Annotated in this window: 25 protein-coding genes and 2 pseudogenes; 16 read left to right on the plus strand and 11 right to left on the minus strand. The window is 29.5% G+C overall.

Annotated features, from left to right (window positions below; genetic code table 11):
- Positions 1-176 precede the first annotated feature (176 nt).
- Entirely contained in the window at positions 177-1,145 is a 969-nt protein-coding gene (locus OCU55_RS11240) for a YbgA family protein (RefSeq protein WP_261852411.1), read from the plus strand.
- Positions 1,146-1,318: 173 nt separating this feature from the next.
- On the opposite strand, the gene OCU55_RS11245 is transcribed toward OCU55_RS11240, so the two are convergent.
- Positions 1,319-1,933, minus strand: a complete 615-nt coding sequence (locus OCU55_RS11245) for an NUDIX hydrolase (protein WP_261852412.1) — start codon at positions 1,931-1,933, stop codon at positions 1,319-1,321.
- A gap of 307 nt (positions 1,934-2,240) precedes the next feature.
- Between OCU55_RS11245 and OCU55_RS11250 the strand changes: the two genes are divergently transcribed.
- Together OCU55_RS11250 and OCU55_RS11255 are read left to right on the plus strand one after the other, a co-directional pair.
- Positions 2,241-3,518 (plus strand): D-alanyl-D-alanine carboxypeptidase family protein, encoded by a 1,278-nt coding sequence (locus OCU55_RS11250; protein WP_261852413.1) that lies wholly within the window; start codon positions 2,241-2,243, stop codon positions 3,516-3,518.
- A 278-nt stretch (positions 3,519-3,796) separates the two neighbouring features.
- Positions 3,797-4,375 carry a flavin reductase family protein gene (locus OCU55_RS11255; protein WP_261852414.1) on the plus strand — a complete coding sequence of 193 codons (579 nt, stop codon included), beginning with the start codon at positions 3,797-3,799 and terminating at the stop codon, positions 4,373-4,375.
- 23 nt (positions 4,376-4,398) lie between these two features.
- Here OCU55_RS11255 and ppaX read toward each other — a convergent pair whose 3' ends face one another.
- Entirely contained in the window at positions 4,399-5,046 is a 648-nt protein-coding gene (ppaX, locus tag OCU55_RS11260) for a pyrophosphatase PpaX (RefSeq protein WP_261852415.1), read from the minus strand.
- Positions 5,047-5,241: 195 nt separating this feature from the next.
- On the opposite strand from ppaX, the gene OCU55_RS11265 reads away from it, so the two are divergent.
- Positions 5,242-5,451 (plus strand): hypothetical protein, encoded by a 210-nt coding sequence (locus OCU55_RS11265; RefSeq protein WP_261852416.1) that lies wholly within the window; start codon positions 5,242-5,244, stop codon positions 5,449-5,451.
- An 11-nt stretch (positions 5,452-5,462) separates the two neighbouring features.
- Complete coding sequence (locus OCU55_RS11270) at positions 5,463-5,813, plus strand: spore coat protein (RefSeq protein ID WP_261852417.1); 351 nt, start codon at positions 5,463-5,465, stop codon at positions 5,811-5,813.
- 215 nt (positions 5,814-6,028) lie between these two features.
- On the opposite strand, the gene OCU55_RS11275 is transcribed toward OCU55_RS11270, so the two are convergent.
- Together OCU55_RS11275 and OCU55_RS11280 are read right to left on the minus strand one after the other, a co-directional pair.
- Entirely contained in the window at positions 6,029-6,226 is a 198-nt protein-coding gene (locus OCU55_RS11275) for an alpha/beta-type small acid-soluble spore protein (protein WP_183276670.1), read from the minus strand.
- A 226-nt stretch (positions 6,227-6,452) separates the two neighbouring features.
- A pseudogene (locus OCU55_RS11280) lies at positions 6,453-6,779 on the minus strand (manganese catalase family protein).
- A 508-nt stretch (positions 6,780-7,287) separates the two neighbouring features.
- Between OCU55_RS11280 and OCU55_RS11285 the strand changes: the two are divergent.
- On the plus strand, positions 7,288-7,572 hold the full coding sequence (locus OCU55_RS11285; RefSeq protein ID WP_261852418.1) for an ABC transporter substrate-binding protein: 285 nt from the start codon (positions 7,288-7,290) through the stop codon (positions 7,570-7,572).
- A gap of 12 nt (positions 7,573-7,584) precedes the next feature.
- Here the strand turns inward: OCU55_RS11285 and OCU55_RS11290 are convergent, their stop codons facing one another.
- Together OCU55_RS11290 and OCU55_RS11295 are read right to left on the minus strand one after the other, a co-directional pair.
- On the minus strand, positions 7,585-8,049 hold the full coding sequence (locus OCU55_RS11290; protein ID WP_261852419.1) for a hypothetical protein: 465 nt from the start codon (positions 8,047-8,049) through the stop codon (positions 7,585-7,587).
- A gap of 301 nt (positions 8,050-8,350) precedes the next feature.
- Positions 8,351-8,524 carry a hypothetical protein gene (locus tag OCU55_RS11295; protein WP_261852420.1) on the minus strand — a complete coding sequence of 58 codons (174 nt, stop codon included), beginning with the start codon at positions 8,522-8,524 and terminating at the stop codon, positions 8,351-8,353.
- A gap of 192 nt (positions 8,525-8,716) precedes the next feature.
- Between OCU55_RS11295 and OCU55_RS11300 the strand changes: the two genes are divergently transcribed.
- Positions 8,717-10,318, plus strand: coding sequence for a recombinase family protein (locus OCU55_RS11300; protein WP_261852421.1), 1,602 nt, complete (start codon positions 8,717-8,719; stop codon positions 10,316-10,318).
- 164 nt (positions 10,319-10,482) lie between these two features.
- On the opposite strand, the gene OCU55_RS11305 is transcribed toward OCU55_RS11300, so the two are convergent.
- From OCU55_RS11305 to OCU55_RS11320, 4 genes are all read right to left on the minus strand, one after another.
- Positions 10,483-11,019, minus strand: coding sequence for a GNAT family N-acetyltransferase (locus tag OCU55_RS11305; RefSeq protein ID WP_261852422.1), 537 nt, complete (start codon positions 11,017-11,019; stop codon positions 10,483-10,485).
- A 241-nt stretch (positions 11,020-11,260) separates the two neighbouring features.
- Complete coding sequence (locus OCU55_RS11310) at positions 11,261-11,596, minus strand: YnfA family protein (protein WP_261852423.1); 336 nt, start codon at positions 11,594-11,596, stop codon at positions 11,261-11,263.
- A gap of 37 nt (positions 11,597-11,633) precedes the next feature.
- Positions 11,634-11,840: a hypothetical protein gene (locus tag OCU55_RS11315; protein ID WP_261852424.1), complete on the minus strand. Its 207-nt coding sequence runs from the start codon at positions 11,838-11,840 to the stop codon at positions 11,634-11,636.
- 87 nt (positions 11,841-11,927) lie between these two features.
- Positions 11,928-12,431: a GNAT family N-acetyltransferase gene (locus OCU55_RS11320; RefSeq protein WP_261852425.1), complete on the minus strand. Its 504-nt coding sequence runs from the start codon at positions 12,429-12,431 to the stop codon at positions 11,928-11,930.
- 317 nt (positions 12,432-12,748) lie between these two features.
- On the opposite strand from OCU55_RS11320, the gene OCU55_RS11325 reads away from it, so the two are divergent.
- From OCU55_RS11325 to OCU55_RS11355, 8 genes and pseudogenes are all read left to right on the plus strand, one after another.
- Positions 12,749-13,072 carry a DUF5316 domain-containing protein gene (locus tag OCU55_RS11325; RefSeq protein WP_261852426.1) on the plus strand — a complete coding sequence of 108 codons (324 nt, stop codon included), beginning with the start codon at positions 12,749-12,751 and terminating at the stop codon, positions 13,070-13,072.
- Between the two features lie 48 nt (positions 13,073-13,120).
- Positions 13,121-13,633, plus strand: coding sequence for a hypothetical protein (locus OCU55_RS11330; RefSeq protein ID WP_261852427.1), 513 nt, complete (start codon positions 13,121-13,123; stop codon positions 13,631-13,633).
- 68 nt (positions 13,634-13,701) lie between these two features.
- Positions 13,702-14,592 (plus strand): carbon-nitrogen hydrolase family protein, encoded by an 891-nt coding sequence (locus tag OCU55_RS11335; protein ID WP_261852428.1) that lies wholly within the window; start codon positions 13,702-13,704, stop codon positions 14,590-14,592.
- Positions 14,593-14,755: 163 nt separating this feature from the next.
- A pseudogene (locus OCU55_RS24055) lies at positions 14,756-14,936 on the plus strand (LbetaH domain-containing protein); the annotation flags it as partial.
- Positions 14,937-15,072: 136 nt separating this feature from the next.
- Positions 15,073-15,366, plus strand: coding sequence for a TIGR04104 family putative zinc finger protein (locus OCU55_RS24060; protein ID WP_427847050.1), 294 nt, complete (start codon positions 15,073-15,075; stop codon positions 15,364-15,366).
- Positions 15,367-15,422: 56 nt separating this feature from the next.
- A complete protein-coding gene (locus OCU55_RS11345) occupies positions 15,423-15,920 on the plus strand; it encodes a hypothetical protein (RefSeq protein WP_261852429.1) in 498 nt (165 codons plus the stop codon).
- A 180-nt stretch (positions 15,921-16,100) separates the two neighbouring features.
- The gene (locus OCU55_RS11350; protein ID WP_261852430.1) at positions 16,101-16,502 is read left to right on the plus strand and encodes a hypothetical protein; all 402 of its coding nucleotides are present in this window, start codon (positions 16,101-16,103) and stop codon (positions 16,500-16,502) included.
- A gap of 12 nt (positions 16,503-16,514) precedes the next feature.
- On the plus strand, positions 16,515-16,796 hold the full coding sequence (locus OCU55_RS11355) for a hypothetical protein (RefSeq protein ID WP_261852431.1): 282 nt from the start codon (positions 16,515-16,517) through the stop codon (positions 16,794-16,796).
- 109 nt (positions 16,797-16,905) lie between these two features.
- Here OCU55_RS11355 and OCU55_RS11360 read toward each other — a convergent pair whose 3' ends face one another.
- Entirely contained in the window at positions 16,906-17,319 is a 414-nt protein-coding gene (locus tag OCU55_RS11360) for a GNAT family N-acetyltransferase (RefSeq protein ID WP_261852432.1), read from the minus strand.
- A 178-nt stretch (positions 17,320-17,497) separates the two neighbouring features.
- Between OCU55_RS11360 and OCU55_RS11365 the strand changes: the two genes are divergently transcribed.
- On the plus strand, positions 17,498-17,863 hold the full coding sequence (locus OCU55_RS11365; RefSeq protein ID WP_261852433.1) for a DUF421 domain-containing protein: 366 nt from the start codon (positions 17,498-17,500) through the stop codon (positions 17,861-17,863).
- The last annotated feature ends 11 nt before the right edge of the window (positions 17,864-17,874 follow it).

Genomic DNA, 17,874 nt, shown 5'->3' on the forward strand with positions numbered 1-17,874 from the left:
CACCCTTATATATCCCAACGATTTAAATCAGATATGTGATTTTACTTGATTCTGTTTTTAATATTTCCCATACTGTCAAGAATGTTTATGGTCACTATTCTCTTTAAATCATTCGTATATATTTATATTTAAAGATTAAAATATACTGTATACACAAATTAAATGGAGGCATAAATATGTTAAAATGGTCAAAACCTAGAATAGTTGTAAGTAAGTGTCTTGGTACTACTCCTTGTAGATATAACGGCGAAGCATCTACCTTTGATTTATATATAAAACTTCAACCATTTATAGAATTCAAAGAGGTATGTCCTGAAAGTGCCATAGGACTTCCAACCCCTAGGGAGGTCATAAGATTAGTTAAAAGTAATGATAATATTAGATTAATTGAATATTCCACACAGAGGGAATATACAGAAGATATGGTTAAATTCTCCGAGAGATTTATTAATGACTTGAGTGGAGTTGATGGCTTTCTTTTAAAAAGCCGTTCACCATCATGTGGTACTAGAGACGTTAAAATATATAATGGAACCGAAAAAGGTGCCTCTAGTTCAAAGGGAAAGGGTATCTTTGGCGGAATGATACAAAATAGCTTTAATTATCTACCAATTGAAGAAGAAGGTAGATTAAAGAATTTCTCCATTCGCGATCACTTTCTCTCTAGTATCTTTACTCTTGCAGAATTTTCCGAAGTAAAAGCTAATAAAGATTTATCATCATTAGTTAAATACCATAGTAGGCATAAACTTCTTTTTATGTCCTATAATCAAACTGAACTAAAAAAACTTGGCAGGATAGTTGCAAATCATGACCACTTAAATATAGATGAGCTTATTGACTCTTATCATATAGGGTTATTAAAACTTCTCTCAAGAACTCCAAGGTATACATCAAACATAAATGTATTAATGCATGCATTAGGATACTTTAGCGATTATCTAAATTCTAAAGAAAAAGAGTTTATGCTTTCAGTAATAGATAAATATAGAGTAGGAAAAATGCCTTTAAGTGTTCCTATTAATATAGTAAAATCACATGCCATACGGTTCAATAATCAATATCTTTTAGAACAGAGTTTTTTGGAACCCTACCCTGAAGAATTAATCGATATTTCAGACTCTGGAAAAGGTATTAGTAGGTAGAAATTTGTTTAAGCATAGAGTTCCTATCTCAACTATTAATTTATACTTGTTTAAAAATTACCAGAAGCCGCAATTTTTAAACAAGTATAAATTAAGTTTTGATATGGGAACTCTTTATGGATGTACCACTTCGCAATAAAACTTGTTATTTATAGACTCTACAAGGTATTGCCTTAAGCTTTATCTTCTCTGATAAAGTCTACAAATTCTTTTATTATTCTGGCTGTAAATCCCCAGATAACATAATCCTCATATTTGTAAAAATACTGTTCCATTTTCCCTTTAGCAAACTTATAGTTTTTCCCTCCATTTATCAAATGATAAGGAAAGTCTTCACTTATTTTAGGTACTACTGCAATTTCATGTTTTAAAGGTTCATTATCTATAAAAAACTTTATAGGAACCTTAAAAATGTGATCAACTTCATCAATACTCGGATTCTTTGGAAATACCTTAAGCTGTGCAACAAAAGGATAAATAATAGATCCATATGGAGAAATAAAAAAATCCATCGGTCCAAAGTAATCTATGTCCTCTTCTTGTATATTGAGTTCCTCTATAGTTTCTCGAATGGCTGTTTCTCTTCTATCTTCTCCTAGCTCCACCCTTCCTCCTGGAAAGCATATATCACCAGGTTGACTTCTAAGTGTAAGAGCCCTTTTTTCAAATATAAAAAACTTTTCATCATTCTCCTCATATATAGGTATAAGTACCGAACTTTCTCTATAAGTTCCTAAGGGTTTTTCCTTATGTGTAGAAAACAGTTGTTTAATGTTATGAAAACTCATAAAAGCCCCTCCTATCTGCCATAAATGTAACTTTATCTTAATTGTTATTATAAACTATTAATGTTATACTTAAAATGTTATAAAAAAATATTACAAGGGTTATATTTTTAACTTAGTTTATACATGTACAAAAATATTATTGGTTAAAGCTTAAACAGTTAATGGCCTAAAAATCTGTGTAGAAAAACAATTACTTTAATGTATTGAATTTTTGCAAAAAGGCTATTAATAAAATAATGCTTTAAATATTTTCGCGCATATATAAACTATCAGTTTGATATACCCCTAAAAACAGGAGAGATGAATTTTGAAACGCAAAGGATTAATTACTTCACTTTTACTCGCATTTTCCATCAGCATGTTATCGCCACTTACTGCAAATGCTGCAGAAAATACAACTTCAAAACTTCCAACTATTGTGGGTGAATCCGCAATAACCATAGATTATAACACTGGCGAAATAATCTATTATAAGAATGGTGATACAAAAAGATATCCTGCTAGTACAACTAAAATGATGACTTCTTTGCTTTTTAGTGAAAAAGCAAAAAAATCTGATGAAATACCATATAATGAAGATGCAAAAAAGCAGCCTGAATATTCTTTAAATGTCAACTTTAAGCCAATGACTTCAAATGATACAATGACTGCAGAAGATGTTATGAAAGCTTTACTTATGTACTCTGCTAATGATTCAGCATACATGATAGCAGACTTCTTAGGAAATGGTGACTATCATAAATTTGTAGATATGATGAATGATAAAGCAAAAGAGTTGAATCTAAAGAACACTCACTTTGCTAATCCAAATGGATTGCATGACCCAGATCACTATACAACTGCTTATGATTTATCAGTTATAGCTCGTGAAGCATACAAGCAGCCATGGGTTGAAGAAGTTATGACTACAGCGAAATCATCAATTAAAATAAGCAATAGTACTATTATTAACTTAGAAAACAGAAATAAGGAACTAGGTAAGAATGGTAATGTTGGAGGAAAGACTGGTTATACATCACAATCTGGTAGATGTCTTGCTACGATTTATGAAAGAGATGGTCGTAAAATAGTAGGAGTTGTTCTTAAATCTTATTATGATGCACAAGATCAAACTGTATTTAACGATATGAATAAAATCATGGATTATAGCTTTGCTGCTAAGAAATCTACACTTCTTAAAGCTGGTAGTGAGATTAAAAAAGTAGATGTAAGCTACAAGCCACTTAAATTCTTTGGTCCTACTAAGACAATTCAAGTACCTCTTGTGTTACAAGAAGATGTTACTTATTATGATAATGAGATAAATAAAAAAGAAGTTACTGAAAATGTAAAACTTTCAAATACTGATGCTTGGAGTTTAGCTAAAGATAATTCATCAGTTAAACTTACTGTTGCAGAAAGAAACTATAGCAAAGACTATGCAGTAAAAGCCAATATATCAACATCTGAATTAGTTAAATCTAGCTTAGGATTATATTTCGGTATAGCAGCTGGAGTAATAATAGTATTGATTTTATTAGGTTTTGTTATATCTGTAGTAAATAGATTAAAAAGAAAACGTAGAAGAAATAAAAATATATTTTAATTAAGTATACTGCTGTGAAATTTAGATGTCGCTACCTCCGGTCACAACATCTAAATTTCAATAATAATATAAGATATTGATTAACCCAAAACTATCTATAATGCATAAAGCTAAATATAGATAGTTTTTTCTATATAATAATCCGAATATCATTGAAAATTTCTAAGAAAAGTGGTATAAGTGTAAAGTAAATTATATAGAAGCAAATTAATTATTGCTTAACTATTTATGACATATTCAGTATAAAAAATATAATATTTAGAAGCAGGAGCATTTAGATGAATAAAGTAAAATTTAAAGGTAGTGCTATATTAAATCCAGTACCTGCAGTACTTATAACTTCAAAAAATAAAGAAGGAAAAGTTAATGTGTTTACAGTAGGTTGGACTGCTACTGTGTGCACAAGACCGCCAATGCTTTCAATTTCAATTAGACCTGAACGATTATCTTATGAATATATAAAAGAATCTATGGAATTTGTAGTAAATTTGCCTTCTTCAAATCTTACAAAAAAGGTTGATTTCTGCGGTGTTAGATCTGGAAGACAAATAGATAAAATTAAAGAAATGGCATTTACACTTGGTAATGGTGAAAATATAGAAACTCCTCATATAGAAGAATGTCCAGTTAACATTGAATGTAAAGTTAAAGACATCATAGAATTAGGTTCTCACCATATGTTTATCGCCGAAGTTGTAGGTTCGCTGGTAAACTCTGATTTATTAGATGACGGAGGCAAAATACACTTTGAAGATGCCAATCTTATTTCATATTGCCACGGAGAATATTACCCTCTTCCAAGCAAACCAATAGGTAAATTCGGTTACTCTGTTCAAAAAAAGAAAAGAAAAAAATAGGATTAAATCCTATTTTTTTATGCTTAAGCAACATTTATATTTCTAACTATCTCAACTAATTGCTCAGGTGTCTTAATAAAATAGTCTGGTTGTTGTTTAACTAATGTTTCAATGGGAAGAGCTGTATACTCCACAGCACAGGTTTGACAACCAGCACTTTTCCCGCACATAATATCAAAATGAGAATCTCCAACCATAATAGCTTCGATCGGAAGTATATTTAGCTCACTACAGGCTTTTAAAGCTGGTTCACCATGTGGCTTATGATTTTCAGTACATTCTGGAGTTATTATAACATCCATATACTCTAGTATTCCAGCTATCTTCATTCCTTTTTCAGCCAAGAATTTTCTCTTTGAAGTAACTATCCCTATCTTTATTCCCATATCTTTTAGCTTGTCCAAAAGTATTTTTACCCCATCAAAGGCATAGCACATGGTGTCATGACGCTCCTCATTATATGCTCTATAAGCAACTACCATTTCATCAATTCTGCTATCTGTATAGTCTTTAAAAGAACTATTTAATGGCATACCAAATAACTTTGTAATTTCAGCTTCGCTTACCTGAATCTTTAGTATATTTTCAAATACATGTTTAAAAGAATTTATTATAAGCTCGTTGGTATCAAGTAAAGTTCCATCTAAATCGAAGAGTACAGCTTTTATCATATCTTATCTATGTCCTTTTCTATTTTTTATTAATATTATAAACATGGCAAGCCTATATGTAAAGATTAGTATGTTTATATTAAATCTACTCGCACCTCTATTTATAAGTCTTCCCTCCATTTTACTACAAAAATTTCATAATTATTTGCATACCTAACTATGTTTAATAAGATAATATCTTTGGAGGTGATATTAATGAATGATGTAACTAAATTCACTCCTCATGAAACTCTAGAGCTTCACGAACTATTAAACACAGGAGTTCTTGGAGTAAAAAAACTTAATGCCACTATTGGTATGGTTCAAGATGAGGAACTAAAACAATTCATGCAGACAACATTAAACACCAAGAAATCTAGCGTAAATGATATTCAATCCACAGTAAGTAAAATACAAAACGTGTGAGGTGAAGTAAAATGTCTTGGATAGATTCAGTGTTAGGACCAGATCAAAGCGAAAGCGAAAGTGACAGCGGAAATCAAAGTAACTCTAAAGATGGAAGTAGTTTATCTGAAAAAGATATAGCTTTAGATATGTTAGCAATGTCTAAAACTGATATAGGTATGCTTGCAAAGGTAATCCCAGAAACAACTAATCCAGAAGTTAGGCAATTATTAACCACCCAACTTAATGGATGTATAGCAAGCCACTTTAAATTATCAGATATGTTAATAACTAAAGGTTGGTATAACGCTTACGGAACACCACAAGAACAAATCAAACAAGATATTGATTCTGCAAATCAAGTACTACAACAACAATGCTAAGACTTTTAAATAAATTCTTATAGTATTCAATGATAATTTTCGTATCTGAAATAAACAGTATAATTCAAAGTTTAGTATAATGATATAAAGATATACCACTTACATCCCTAAATATATAGGCTCACTTGAGTAAATGCTCAAGTGAGCTAAATTTTTACGATTCGTTAAAGTACAAAAAAAAGACTCTGCATAAATGCAGAGCCTTTATATGTTTATTACTTTAGGCCATTTTCATAGCTTTCAATCATTTTTTTAACCATGTATCCGCCTACTGACCCATTTTCTCTTGAAGTTAAGTCTCCATTATAGCCTTGTTTTAAGTCAACTCCAAGTTCTCTTGCAGTTTCAAATTTGAATTTGCTTAATGCTTCCTTTGCTTCTGGAACTAAAACTCTATTTCTGTTACTTGCCATGACGAATTCCTCCTTTAAAATAAAGTATTTATTCGATATACCATTTTCATAATTAACTTGTAAGCTTATTAGAAAACTTCTAACTACTAACTGTTAATTACTTGTTTGGTTATCGTATTAGTATTTTGCGCCATTTGCGATTTATTATATTAGAGGAGTGGTGGAAAGTAATTATCTTTTTTACTGATTATCCATTTTAAGTATCTTTTATTTTTTATAACCAATATTATTTTCTAGGAGTTACAAATTCAGGCGGTGTAGGATTTGGATTTTCAAAGTATCTTCCTGGTGTAGACAAGTCAAAATACAATTTAGAGTCTTCAGTTACACCAAAATCTTTATTCGAACCATATGACTTAACTCTTCAGCACCAATATCTAAAAATAAATCTTTTATAGTAGGATCCTGAATTCTAAAGCTCTATGATATATACTGAAGCGCCGCTTTAAGTTCTCCGTTTGCCCCCCAAGTGCTATTGCATCAAAACAGCATACTGCGGATTAACTTTTTCTACTTTAACTTCTCTTAATAATTGCTTCTCATGCTTAAACAAAATAAAACACCTCCAATATTTTCTTTAAGATTTATTTTTTTCTTATATAAGTACATTTATTCTATTTTTTAATTCTTATAAAAAATAAAAGCCTAATCAAAACATTTTTACTTTGATTGGCTTTTAAACATATTATATATGTAATTATTCAGTTATCACCTTATCAGTAAAGAAGCTATTTTTAGTTAATTCATATTAATCAATATATAATTGCATTTTTTCAATTCAATAAATAACTTATAAATTTTCTTTAATTACGGTCTTTATTAATTATTCAACATAAAAGTAGTACTAAATTGCCAATTTCACAATTCCACTTCTAAAACAAACTCATTACTAAAATATACCATATTAATTAACATTTAACACATCATTTACATATTATAAACTATGAGATTGTTATTTTTACTTACAAAGTTATATAACATATAAGGATGATTGCTCTGGTACAAATATACTAGAGTTTTTTGAGTCCGAGTTCTTAGAAAAAGTTTTAGGAGGTACAATTATGAAAATAAAAAAAATTAAAACCTTTTTAGTAACAGCTTTAGTCGTAGCATTATCCGTAACAGCTATTAGTTGCGGTAAAACTCAATCTACTACACCAACTTCTTCAGGAGAAAAAAAACTGGTAAAGGTAAAACTAAATGAAGTAGCTCGTTCTGTATTTTATGCACCAATGTATGCTGCAATAAATCAAGGTTTCTTTAAGGAAGAAGGACTTGATATAGATTTATCTACAGGCCAAGGAGCAGAATCAACGTGTACTAAAATACAAAAAATCTATAAATAACCCTTTCCTTAGCTATACTGTTGTATTTTCTTGTATCAAATTATATAGTTCTTCATTTAAAGTTTCATCTGATGGATTATTTTTTACCTTTTCAAGAATTGGCAGCAAAAGTGTAAGATCTTTTTTTGCAACTACTTCTTCTATGTTCGAGCGATTTGTTATATTGTTATTTAATACCCACAATATACCTTCCAAGCTTGAGTTTTTTTCATAATAAGAGGTATACCCATATACACTTACAGCTTTGCTGGTTGCTGATGACAAAAATGGTAATGACGGTATTATATCCCTCTCGTTTGATTCTACTTCTTTTATGCCTAAACAAATGCTCTGCATAGCAAGATTAAAATTCGAATCAGCCTTTTCTTTTCTATGTATTTCATTATAATGATTTTGTGTATACTGAAAAATATTAAGAAAAGACAAAATTCCAATTATCCCAATTGTTACATACACCTTTACATATTCTTTTTTCATTTTCTCTTACCCCAGTAACAAAAACTTAATCAAATTATTTTAGATTTTATATTCATAAGTATAAAAAACTTAAAGATTTTTTTTACTTAATTAGAAATAGTTTGAAGTAATTATAACATACTTTAATCTTAAAGTTTACTTATCTCATAGTTTTTACCTATATTTAATAATTAGTAGTTTCTTTTAGTATTTCTAACTATTTAAAGTAGTTTACCTTTCATACAAAGAGATAAACTACTTTAATCTTCAAAAACTTAATCAACAAATTAGCAATAATAGAGAACTTTCACTTACAAGATAATCATTCTAACTCTTGCTTTAATTTTTCTATTATAAGTTTTACTTCTACTTCACTATATTTAGATCTAATAACCTTAAGCACAGCTCTTGCTTTCGCTTCTTCTAAGTACTTTTTCCCTTCCTCAGTAGTTGGATAATTTACCTCCACTTTAATTTTTGTTCTTGATCTCCCCATATATACCCCTCCTTAATTTCATACTATGGTTTTCAATATACATAGGTTACATATGAATTTAGTTCAGTTCTTTTGTTTTATAATTTTCTTTAGAAGCCTTCTTGATGATTGGATAAATTTATAATAATTTATTACCTTTTAGAATATGTATCTGTATGAATAAATTACTTTCATATAAATCAGGAGAAATTTATGATCGCTGCAATATATAGTAGAAAAAGTAGACTCTCCGAAAAAGGCGAATCTATTGAAAACCAAATTGAACTATGCAAACAGTACGGTAATAATTTAGGAGTCACTAATTTTTTAATATACGAAGATGAAGGATTCTCTGGTGGAAATGTAAATAGGCCTGAATTTCAAAAGCTCCTAAGTGATGCAAAGAAAAAACGTTTTGATTATCTTATTTGCTATAGACTAGATAGAATCTCTCGTAATGTAGCGGATTTTTCTACTACTCTAGAGATGCTGCAGAAAAATAAAATAGAATTTGTAAGTATCAGAGAACAATTTGATACTTCAAGTCCCATGGGTAGAGCTATGGTATACATCTCTTCAGTATTTGCACAACTTGAAAGAGAAACCATAGCAGAAAGAATTAAAGATAACATGCTTGAGCTTGCTAAGACTGGAAGATGGCTTGGTGGCACTCCCCCACTTGGTTTTAAATCAGTTCCAGTTGAGTATGTTGGAAAAGAAAATATTAAGAAAATGTATAAACTTGAAGTTGTAGAAGAAGAAATTAATATAGTTAAGACGATATTTTCTTTATATTTAGAAAAGAAAAGTACTTCTACAGTTTCAAGATATCTCTGCTCCAATAATGTTAAAGGGAAAAATGGTGGAGATTTCTCAAGAAATACTGTACTTCAGATATTAAATAATCCTGTATACACTTTTGCAGATGAAAATATGTATAACTATTTTAATAATCTAGGAGCTACTTTATGTAATGATTTTACTGGAGAATACGGACTCATGGTTTATAACAAACGTGAAGGCGGTAAAAAAGACAAGTCGGTTGAAGAATGGATTGTATCAGCTGCATTACATCCAGGTATTGTTCCCTCAAAACAGTGGATAAAATGCCAAGAAATTTTAAATACCAATGTAAATAATCCATCAGTACGCTCTAATACTAGCAAACACTTTTTACTATCTGGATTAGTTAAGTGTGGTAACTGCGGTAGTAGTATGTCTACCTGGAGCAACCTAAATAAGAGAACTAATAAACTTGAAAGATATTATAGGTGTGAACTTAGGAATAGAGCCAGTAATCGTTGCTCTACTAAGATGCTAAATGCCTATGCTGCTGAAGAGGCTATAATAACAGCTTTAAAAAATATAGACACTAAAAGTATAGTTAATCTATACTCAAATGATAAAAATTCAGAAGTCACTAAACTTGAACTTCAAAATGAAGCTTCCAGCCTAAAGAAAACTCTTTCTGCTAATAACAAAATTATTCAAGGCTTAGTAAGAAAACTTGCATTACTAGAAGATAGAGATACTCTAAAACTAATAGAAAACGAGATAAAGGCAGTAAAAAATGAAAGTATTTCTATTGAAAAAAGAATAAGTGAAATAACCTTAGGTCAAATGGCTACTGAAGACATAGATGAAAAGATAGGAAATATAACCTCCAATATTAAAACTATAAAACAGTTCTTTGATTATATTGATGATATAGAAATTAAGCGATCTGTTATTAAAGAAGTAATTGAGAGCATTACTTGGGATAATGAAGTTTTAAAAATCAATCTTGTTGGAGCAAACAGTTCATTAAGTATTTAGGCATAGTTTTTTCAAACTATGCTTATTATTTTTATAGTTAATTATCTATTTTCTTGAATTACGACGTAAAAACACTGCAAAATTCAATTAAGAATAATGCAGTGTTTTAATTAATTATTAGCTTTTATTTATGTGACGTTAAATAAGAATAATGTGGATTATGCTTATTTTGAACGCAAATAATAGTGTTCTCCTTCATATACCTTGCCTTCACAGAAATCAATTTTTAATAATGTATTCCGTCTTTCAACAGCTTGAGGTATTGCCTTAGTTGCAATCATATCAACCTCAAACAAATCAAAAAAGTTCTCGTTACAAACACTAAATATTTCTTTTAAGTAATCTACATTTTCGTATTCAGAAGAAACATCAACTCGAAGTATTCCTGTCTTGATTTTATATTTACCAACATAATCAAACATTTCTACTGTTCCAATAGCTTTAGATAGTGATTTATCTATAATTGCAAAGCGTATAAATTCTTGTTGAGAATATGCATAAAGCCAAGCTTTAATGCATTGCAACATATCCTCAATTGTGTAAATACAGAAATCACCCGTGCACCTATCAGAGTTAAAAAATTTTTGTGCCTTACTATCAGAATAACATCTAAGTAGACCTTCGGAATCTTCTTCCGAAACGAGTCTTAAAATAAAACTTTCTGTTTCAAAAGTAGGGCATATTTCGTATGGGTCCTCCATAAAAATCCTCCTCATCATGTATATAATATAAATTTTCTTTGCTTCACATTATTTTACCATTCTATCTTAATTATTGTTAATTATACCATTTCATACCAATCAATTCTAAGAAAACTGTTGACCTAAACAGGACAAAAGTTAAAAGCTTTAATATATGTCCTGTGATTTTTATTTTTTTATAACAAAAAATCGTAAAATCCACTTCTAGATACTACGATCTTCAACATCTCTTATTTATTAATCATCCTCTAGGAGCATACATTATAATAATAACTCCTATTAAAGCTATTGCTCCTCCAATTAAATCAAATTTATCAGGAACTACATTATCAATCTTCCATCCCCAAAGAATAGACAGAGCGATAAATATTCCTCCATAAGCTGCATACACTCTTCCGAAATTAGAATTTGGCGGCTGTAAGGTTGGGACTACTCCATATATTATCAATATTAAAGCTCCAAATATTCCGTATGTTATACTTTTACCTTCTCGTAGCCACAACCACATTAGATATCCCCCGCCAATTTCAAATATTCCAGCTAATATAAAATAGAAAATAGATTGTACAAACTCCATACTTCCTCCTATGTTTATCTATTAAATTTTCTTTTAATTACTTATTAGTTTTATTTTTAACCTTTTGCACCATAGCTCCACCATAATTATTAGTGGTATTGGTAGTATTCCAAGTATTATTACCAAACCCATTCTTTGCAGGCGAAATCAAAAACCCTAAAACCACTCCCATTGAAAATGCTGTAGCTGCTATAGCTAAAACCTCTCTCTTTTTCATACAATTCTCCCCTTTTAACCAACTCATAATTCTCTTCTCCTTATATCTTAAAACTACTTATGAAGTAACCTTTGTATACTTACATACCCTATATAACCAATTATCACAAATTAATTATACCCTCTTCTCAAAAGCAACTCTTTTGTTTTTATCTTCTAAATAAACTATTCCACAATACTGAAATCCATTCTTCTTAAGCAATCTTTGCATAGATAAATTTTCTTCATGGGTATCTACCTTTATACTTTGCACCCCTCTACTTAAACAAAGCTCTTCTACATTTTTAATTATAATAGAAGAAAGACCTAACCCCTTATATTCATTATCCACTGCTATTCTATGTATCACAGCAAAAGTATCGTTACTTACCCATTGTCCTTCATAAATCTCGTCATAGGTTTTCTCACCATCAAAAGATATCGCTGATGTACCAACTATTTTGTTTTCATTAAGTAATACATAACTATGTCCATTAGAAATATCATTTTTAATGACCTCTTCATTTGGATATCCATTCTGCCATTGATCTATTCCATTATCCTTAAAGTAAGCTTGTGCTTGTTTTATTATATTCATTATACTGCTTATATCTGCTTCAACAGTTCTACGAAATTCCATTTAAATTCTCCTTTTTCTTCTGCAAGTATTTTTATAAATTACTATTATCACTAAAACTTCTTTTATCTCAAGCATAAAATATGGAAGTCTCATTGCTGCCTTTCATTCTTAAAATCTTACATAAAATTATAGCATATGTATTTAAAATTCTGCTTCTAGCAAACATGAAAATATTAATTATTCTTGATCTACTTTTTTTAATAACTAGTATGTTAGACCTGTAACATTATTATGTACAACCTGCATCATTTTCTATATAATATACTTATATTCAAAGGTAAAATATTACAAATAAGTTACGTTATTGGGGGCTAAAAATGCGTAAATCAATTATTCTAAGTCTTATACTTATATATATTGGGGTTGTAGCTGGATTTTTGCAAAATGATTGGTATCTAACTGTAAGAATATGCGGAATTTCTGGACTAGTATGCTTATCTATATCAGGATTATTAAATGGGGCATTCAATGGATTTATTAAAGGCCCTGGTATTAGTAGCGGCAGACGTATATCACCACCTATTTTAGACACAAATGAAGCTAATCCAGTTCGTGATAAGATAACTAATTTCTTAATAGTTGTTGGGGGACCTAATGTAATAACTGCTATTGTAGTATATGTATTAACGAATAAGAAATAAATTAGGTGATTTTAAAATGGCATTATAAATATTGCTAAGGAGAAAAAAATGAATAAAATAAAATTCAAGTCTTTGACAACAGTTTTTATTATTGCAATTTCACTTATTGTGTATGCCTTCTTTCTAAATCATATTGAAACTAGACAAGATAATACAACTATAATAAAAAGCGGAAAGTATTATTTTAAGCGTGACTTTGTTGGGGAATCAGGCATTAAACATCCTGTCTATGATATTTCAGTATCTGAAAAAGAGGCTAAAAAGAATATTCAAGAAAACAAAACCAATAAAGAAAGTCTTTTTTATTTTTATAAGAATATTTTTCTAATTAAAAGCATGAAAATAACATCTATATTTACTGGTTTTATCTTTATAATAATCACAGTCTTTATGTTTGAAGTTATATATGATAAACAATTAAATTTAAGTAAAGTAGAAAAGAAAAAACTATTACCGTTTGTAGTTTGCTTTTTAATAATCTGTACTTTGCTATCTGTATATAAAATAAATCAATTTAAAAAATTAGAATCTAATTTAGTAGTTTACTATAATTCAATATAGTTCTACTGAATATCACAACATGTAGTATTTTATCTGACAAAACTTTTTGCTATATTGGGGGCTATAACATGACTAAAATATTTAGAATTGCAATTGTACAAGAAACTCGTGATCCTTATAACATTACCTTAAATACAAATAAAGGGCTGAGCGCAGTGAAAAAAGCAAAAGAGCTTGGGGCTGATCTTGTTTTATTTCCTGAATGCTGGATTACTGGATATGAGTTTCCTAAAGTAAATAAAAACCTTTCCACTAAAGAAATTATGAAAACTTCAGAATTTAAAGAATGGAATAACTTAGCTATCGATGAGAACAATGAGCATATTCAAACATTTTGTAAGGCTGCTAAACTTTTAAATATCGGTATTGTAATTACATCCTACACAAAAGGAGTAAAAAAACCTCAAAACTCGGCATTCGTTATAAATAGAGATGGTGAAATAATAATGAAATACAGTAAAGTGCATACCTGTGATTTCGCAGATGAACGAATGTTAGAATCAGGAGATGAATTCAAGGTATGCGAATTCGAAGGAGTTAAACTTGGGGTAATGATATGCTACGATAGAGAATACCCTGAAAGTGCAAGAATACTTATGCTAAAAGGGGCAGAATTAATACTAGTACCAAATGATTGTGAATCCATGAAGCCAAGAATTCAGGCATTATCCACTAGAGCATATGAGAATATGGTTGGAGTTGCGATGTCAAATCCACCAAGAAAAAACGCAGGTTGCTCCTGTGCTTTTAGCCCAATAACTTGGGATGAAAATGGTATACCTATTGACAACACAATCATTATTGCAGATGCAGAAACAGAAGATGTGTTTATAGCAGAATTTGATTTAGAAAAAATACGTAACTATAGAAAGCGTGAAATGATGGGTAATACTTTCCGTAAAGTAAAAGCCTATTCTGAATTATTGAATGCTACTATCAAAGAACCATTTAAAAGATAATAAAATTATAATTTAGGGAGAGAATTAATGACAAATTAATCATAGGTAAGTTTTGTTCTATAGCTTTTGGCACTAAATTCATTATGAATGGTGTGCAAATCATACTCAAAATTCATTATCAACCTACACCATCCCTGTTCTCTCTGAGGAATGGGATAATAATGGCGATCTCGTAATAGGAAATGTTGTTTGGATTGGCTTTAAAACAGTGATTATGCCTGGAGTCCATATTGGTGACGGAGCTATAATTGGTACAAGAGTCTTAGTTACTAAGGATGTACCTCCATACTCTATTGTTGGCGGTGTGCCAGCAAAAATTATAAGAAAACTATTTGAGGATTCAGTTATAAACGATCTTCTTAATCTCAAATGATGGGATTGGAGCTATGAAAAGATTCAAGCTAACATCTCTTCAATTCAAAGCTGGGATATAGAAGCACTAAAAAACTTGCCTATAAATCTATAAAGGAGATCTTACTTATGCTTATAAAAAAATGCGAAAAATGTGGAGATAAAATTAGCTGGCTAAAAGTATTCATATCGATAATGAGCGGCTTTACGAATATAAAGTGTGATAAGTGCCAAACTGAATATTATATCATATCAAGCTACCGTCTAATAATTGTTGTAAGTGTATCTTTTCCATTATTTCTTAGGAATCAAATACTAAAAATATTAAGTCCACAATTTTACTCAATTCTGGCTATCTTATGGCTCATTTTTATGTTATCACTTTCTCCTTTCTTATTAAGGACTTACGTAAAGAAACATTAATATTATAATATTTTATTTACTATAAATACCACAATCAAATACCAGCGGAGGCTTATATGAATATTAAAAGAAAAAAGATACTTATAACTTTAACCGCTATAATTTCTATAGTGATTATTTCATCATTTCTAATCATAAAATCAATGGTAATCAGGTTTAACAAATCATTAGATCCTGTAACATTAATTAACATCAACTGGAGTGCTAATTTACCTAATACAAATGAAGCAACTGTACTGTCAGACAAAACAGGTGGCTTTCCTAGTGATGGAGTAAAACTTACTAAATTAAATTACTCCAAAGATCATTTAGATGAATTAAATAAGAGTTTTAACTTTTCATCCTTTGACAGCTTAGCACTTGATAGATTTAACTCACTAGCTAAGTCCATAGATGATAAGAAAGCCATAAATGAAATAACGGATTTGATTATAAATGATAATTCAACACTAAGATATAAAATAATAAAAAAAGATTCTTCATATCTACTTATTCTAATAAGCACTAAATCTTCAGACACTTTATCCTTATATTGTTTAGAAGATAGGATATAACTCTACTTTTTTAATTATCAATAGAAAGTATTTTATAGCTTAGTCAATCTTACTCTAGTTAAAAATTATTTTAACAGTAAATCCCAATAATATATTTATTGTAATAGGTGAATACCCAAGCTTATTTTAGCTATAGTAATTATCTTTGGGTTTTTTCTAGGTAAAAAAGCCATTGAAACTGTGACTACTGAACATGGATTATGGTATATAAATTTCGGTGTAAAAGTTCCAACTCCTGAAAAAGAATCGAAAGCTTTTTATGAAAGCGGCCCTACTGGAGATGGAGAAATATATACTATATGTGAATACAGTGATAAGAACTTTCAAAGATTAATAAATATGTCTATATGGAAAGAAATCAATTCTCAAACTGACATCGATTTAATAAGTGATCGAATAAATACAATAAAAAACTGGATAACCAACAATGGCACTAAGAATAATGATTTATTTTTAAAATATCCGGTACCAATAAATAAAAGCAACTTATATTACCTTAAGTCAAAAGATTCCGATGGCTTTTTTCTTTTAATCTGTAATAAACAAAGTAATAAACTTTACGGATTAGAACTTACAAATTAAAGGAGGATATATATGAACCATATACTTGCCACTATGATTTTAATTGGTATTTTTACATCAATATTATTTTTTATTTGCTCAAAACTAAAATTTGACCATTGGCTTGATAAAAGTAATGTACGAAGAGTCGCAGCTATTTTCTTAACTTTTTTCATATTCGTAGGTGTCCTTGGAGGAGCTGAAGAATCTCACATTACAGGCATTTACTATTCAATTGCAGAAGGTATTTCATACTCGCAATTTATTGTAGTAATATCTTTTGTAAGCTCTAAAAAATCTAGGATGACAAAATAAGTGCAGATATATACTAATTACGCTATATATTTGCCTTTTGTGTTTCTGTATATATTCTATTATAATAAGCAAAAATTTTTTAATATAACTTTCAATAAATAAAGGTAAACTACTTTAATGCCTTTTTCACGTAATACATATTAAAGCCTTCAGGGTTATTTTCTATAATACTAAAAGTTTCATACCCTAATTTTTTATAAAAGTCTAATGAATGTACAGTTTGCAAGTATGCATTAGAAACTCCTCTCCTTAGAGCTTCTTGCTCAACTTCACACATCATTTGCTTTCCATAGCCTTTTCCTCTATGTAAGCTATCTACCCAAAGAGCGTTAATATATAACCAGTTTGAATTATGATTTCCTTGAAGTCCTCCTACGACTTTTCCATCATCATCTTTTATTAAAATACTAATTGGTATATTTTGTTCTGAGCTTTTTGATAAGGCATATTCTGTCAATCCATTCTCAATTATTTTCACATCCTCGTCTTTTAATTCAGCTTCTATATATAATTTACTGTTCACAATAAATCCTCCAAATCCACATCTTTCATTCAACCATGAAAACACTTATTAATTAATCTTTTGTGATACTATAACTTAATACAATAGATTATATCATATTTCCTATATATAATTTATTTCAACACTTATGGTTATAATAACTTAGAAAGTAATTATTAATCAAATACGGAGGCAATAAATGCTTATAATTTTATTTCATTATCTATTTAAACCTTTAGTAATATTTTTTGTACTTCTTATACTGGTAAAGATAACTGGTAAAAAGTCCTTATCTCAGATAACCTACTTTGACTACATATCTGGAATTACTATTGGAGCACTAGCTGGTGCCACAAGTGTTGATAAACATACAGGTATAATTAAAGGTGTTTCAGTACTTATGATATGGGTATTCATCCCTATGATTATGTCCTATTTTGAATATAGAAGCTTTAGTTTTGAAAGAAAAACTGTAGGAGAACCTTTATTTCTTATAAAAAGAGGCATTGTAGCTACGGATAATTTAAAGAAAGCAAAATATAGTATAAATGACTTATTGATGTAGCTTAGAAAAAA

This window comes from Clostridium folliculivorans (assembly GCF_024341905.1).
GTDB lineage: Bacteria > Bacillota > Clostridia > Clostridiales > Clostridiaceae > Clostridium_AR > Clostridium_AR folliculivorans.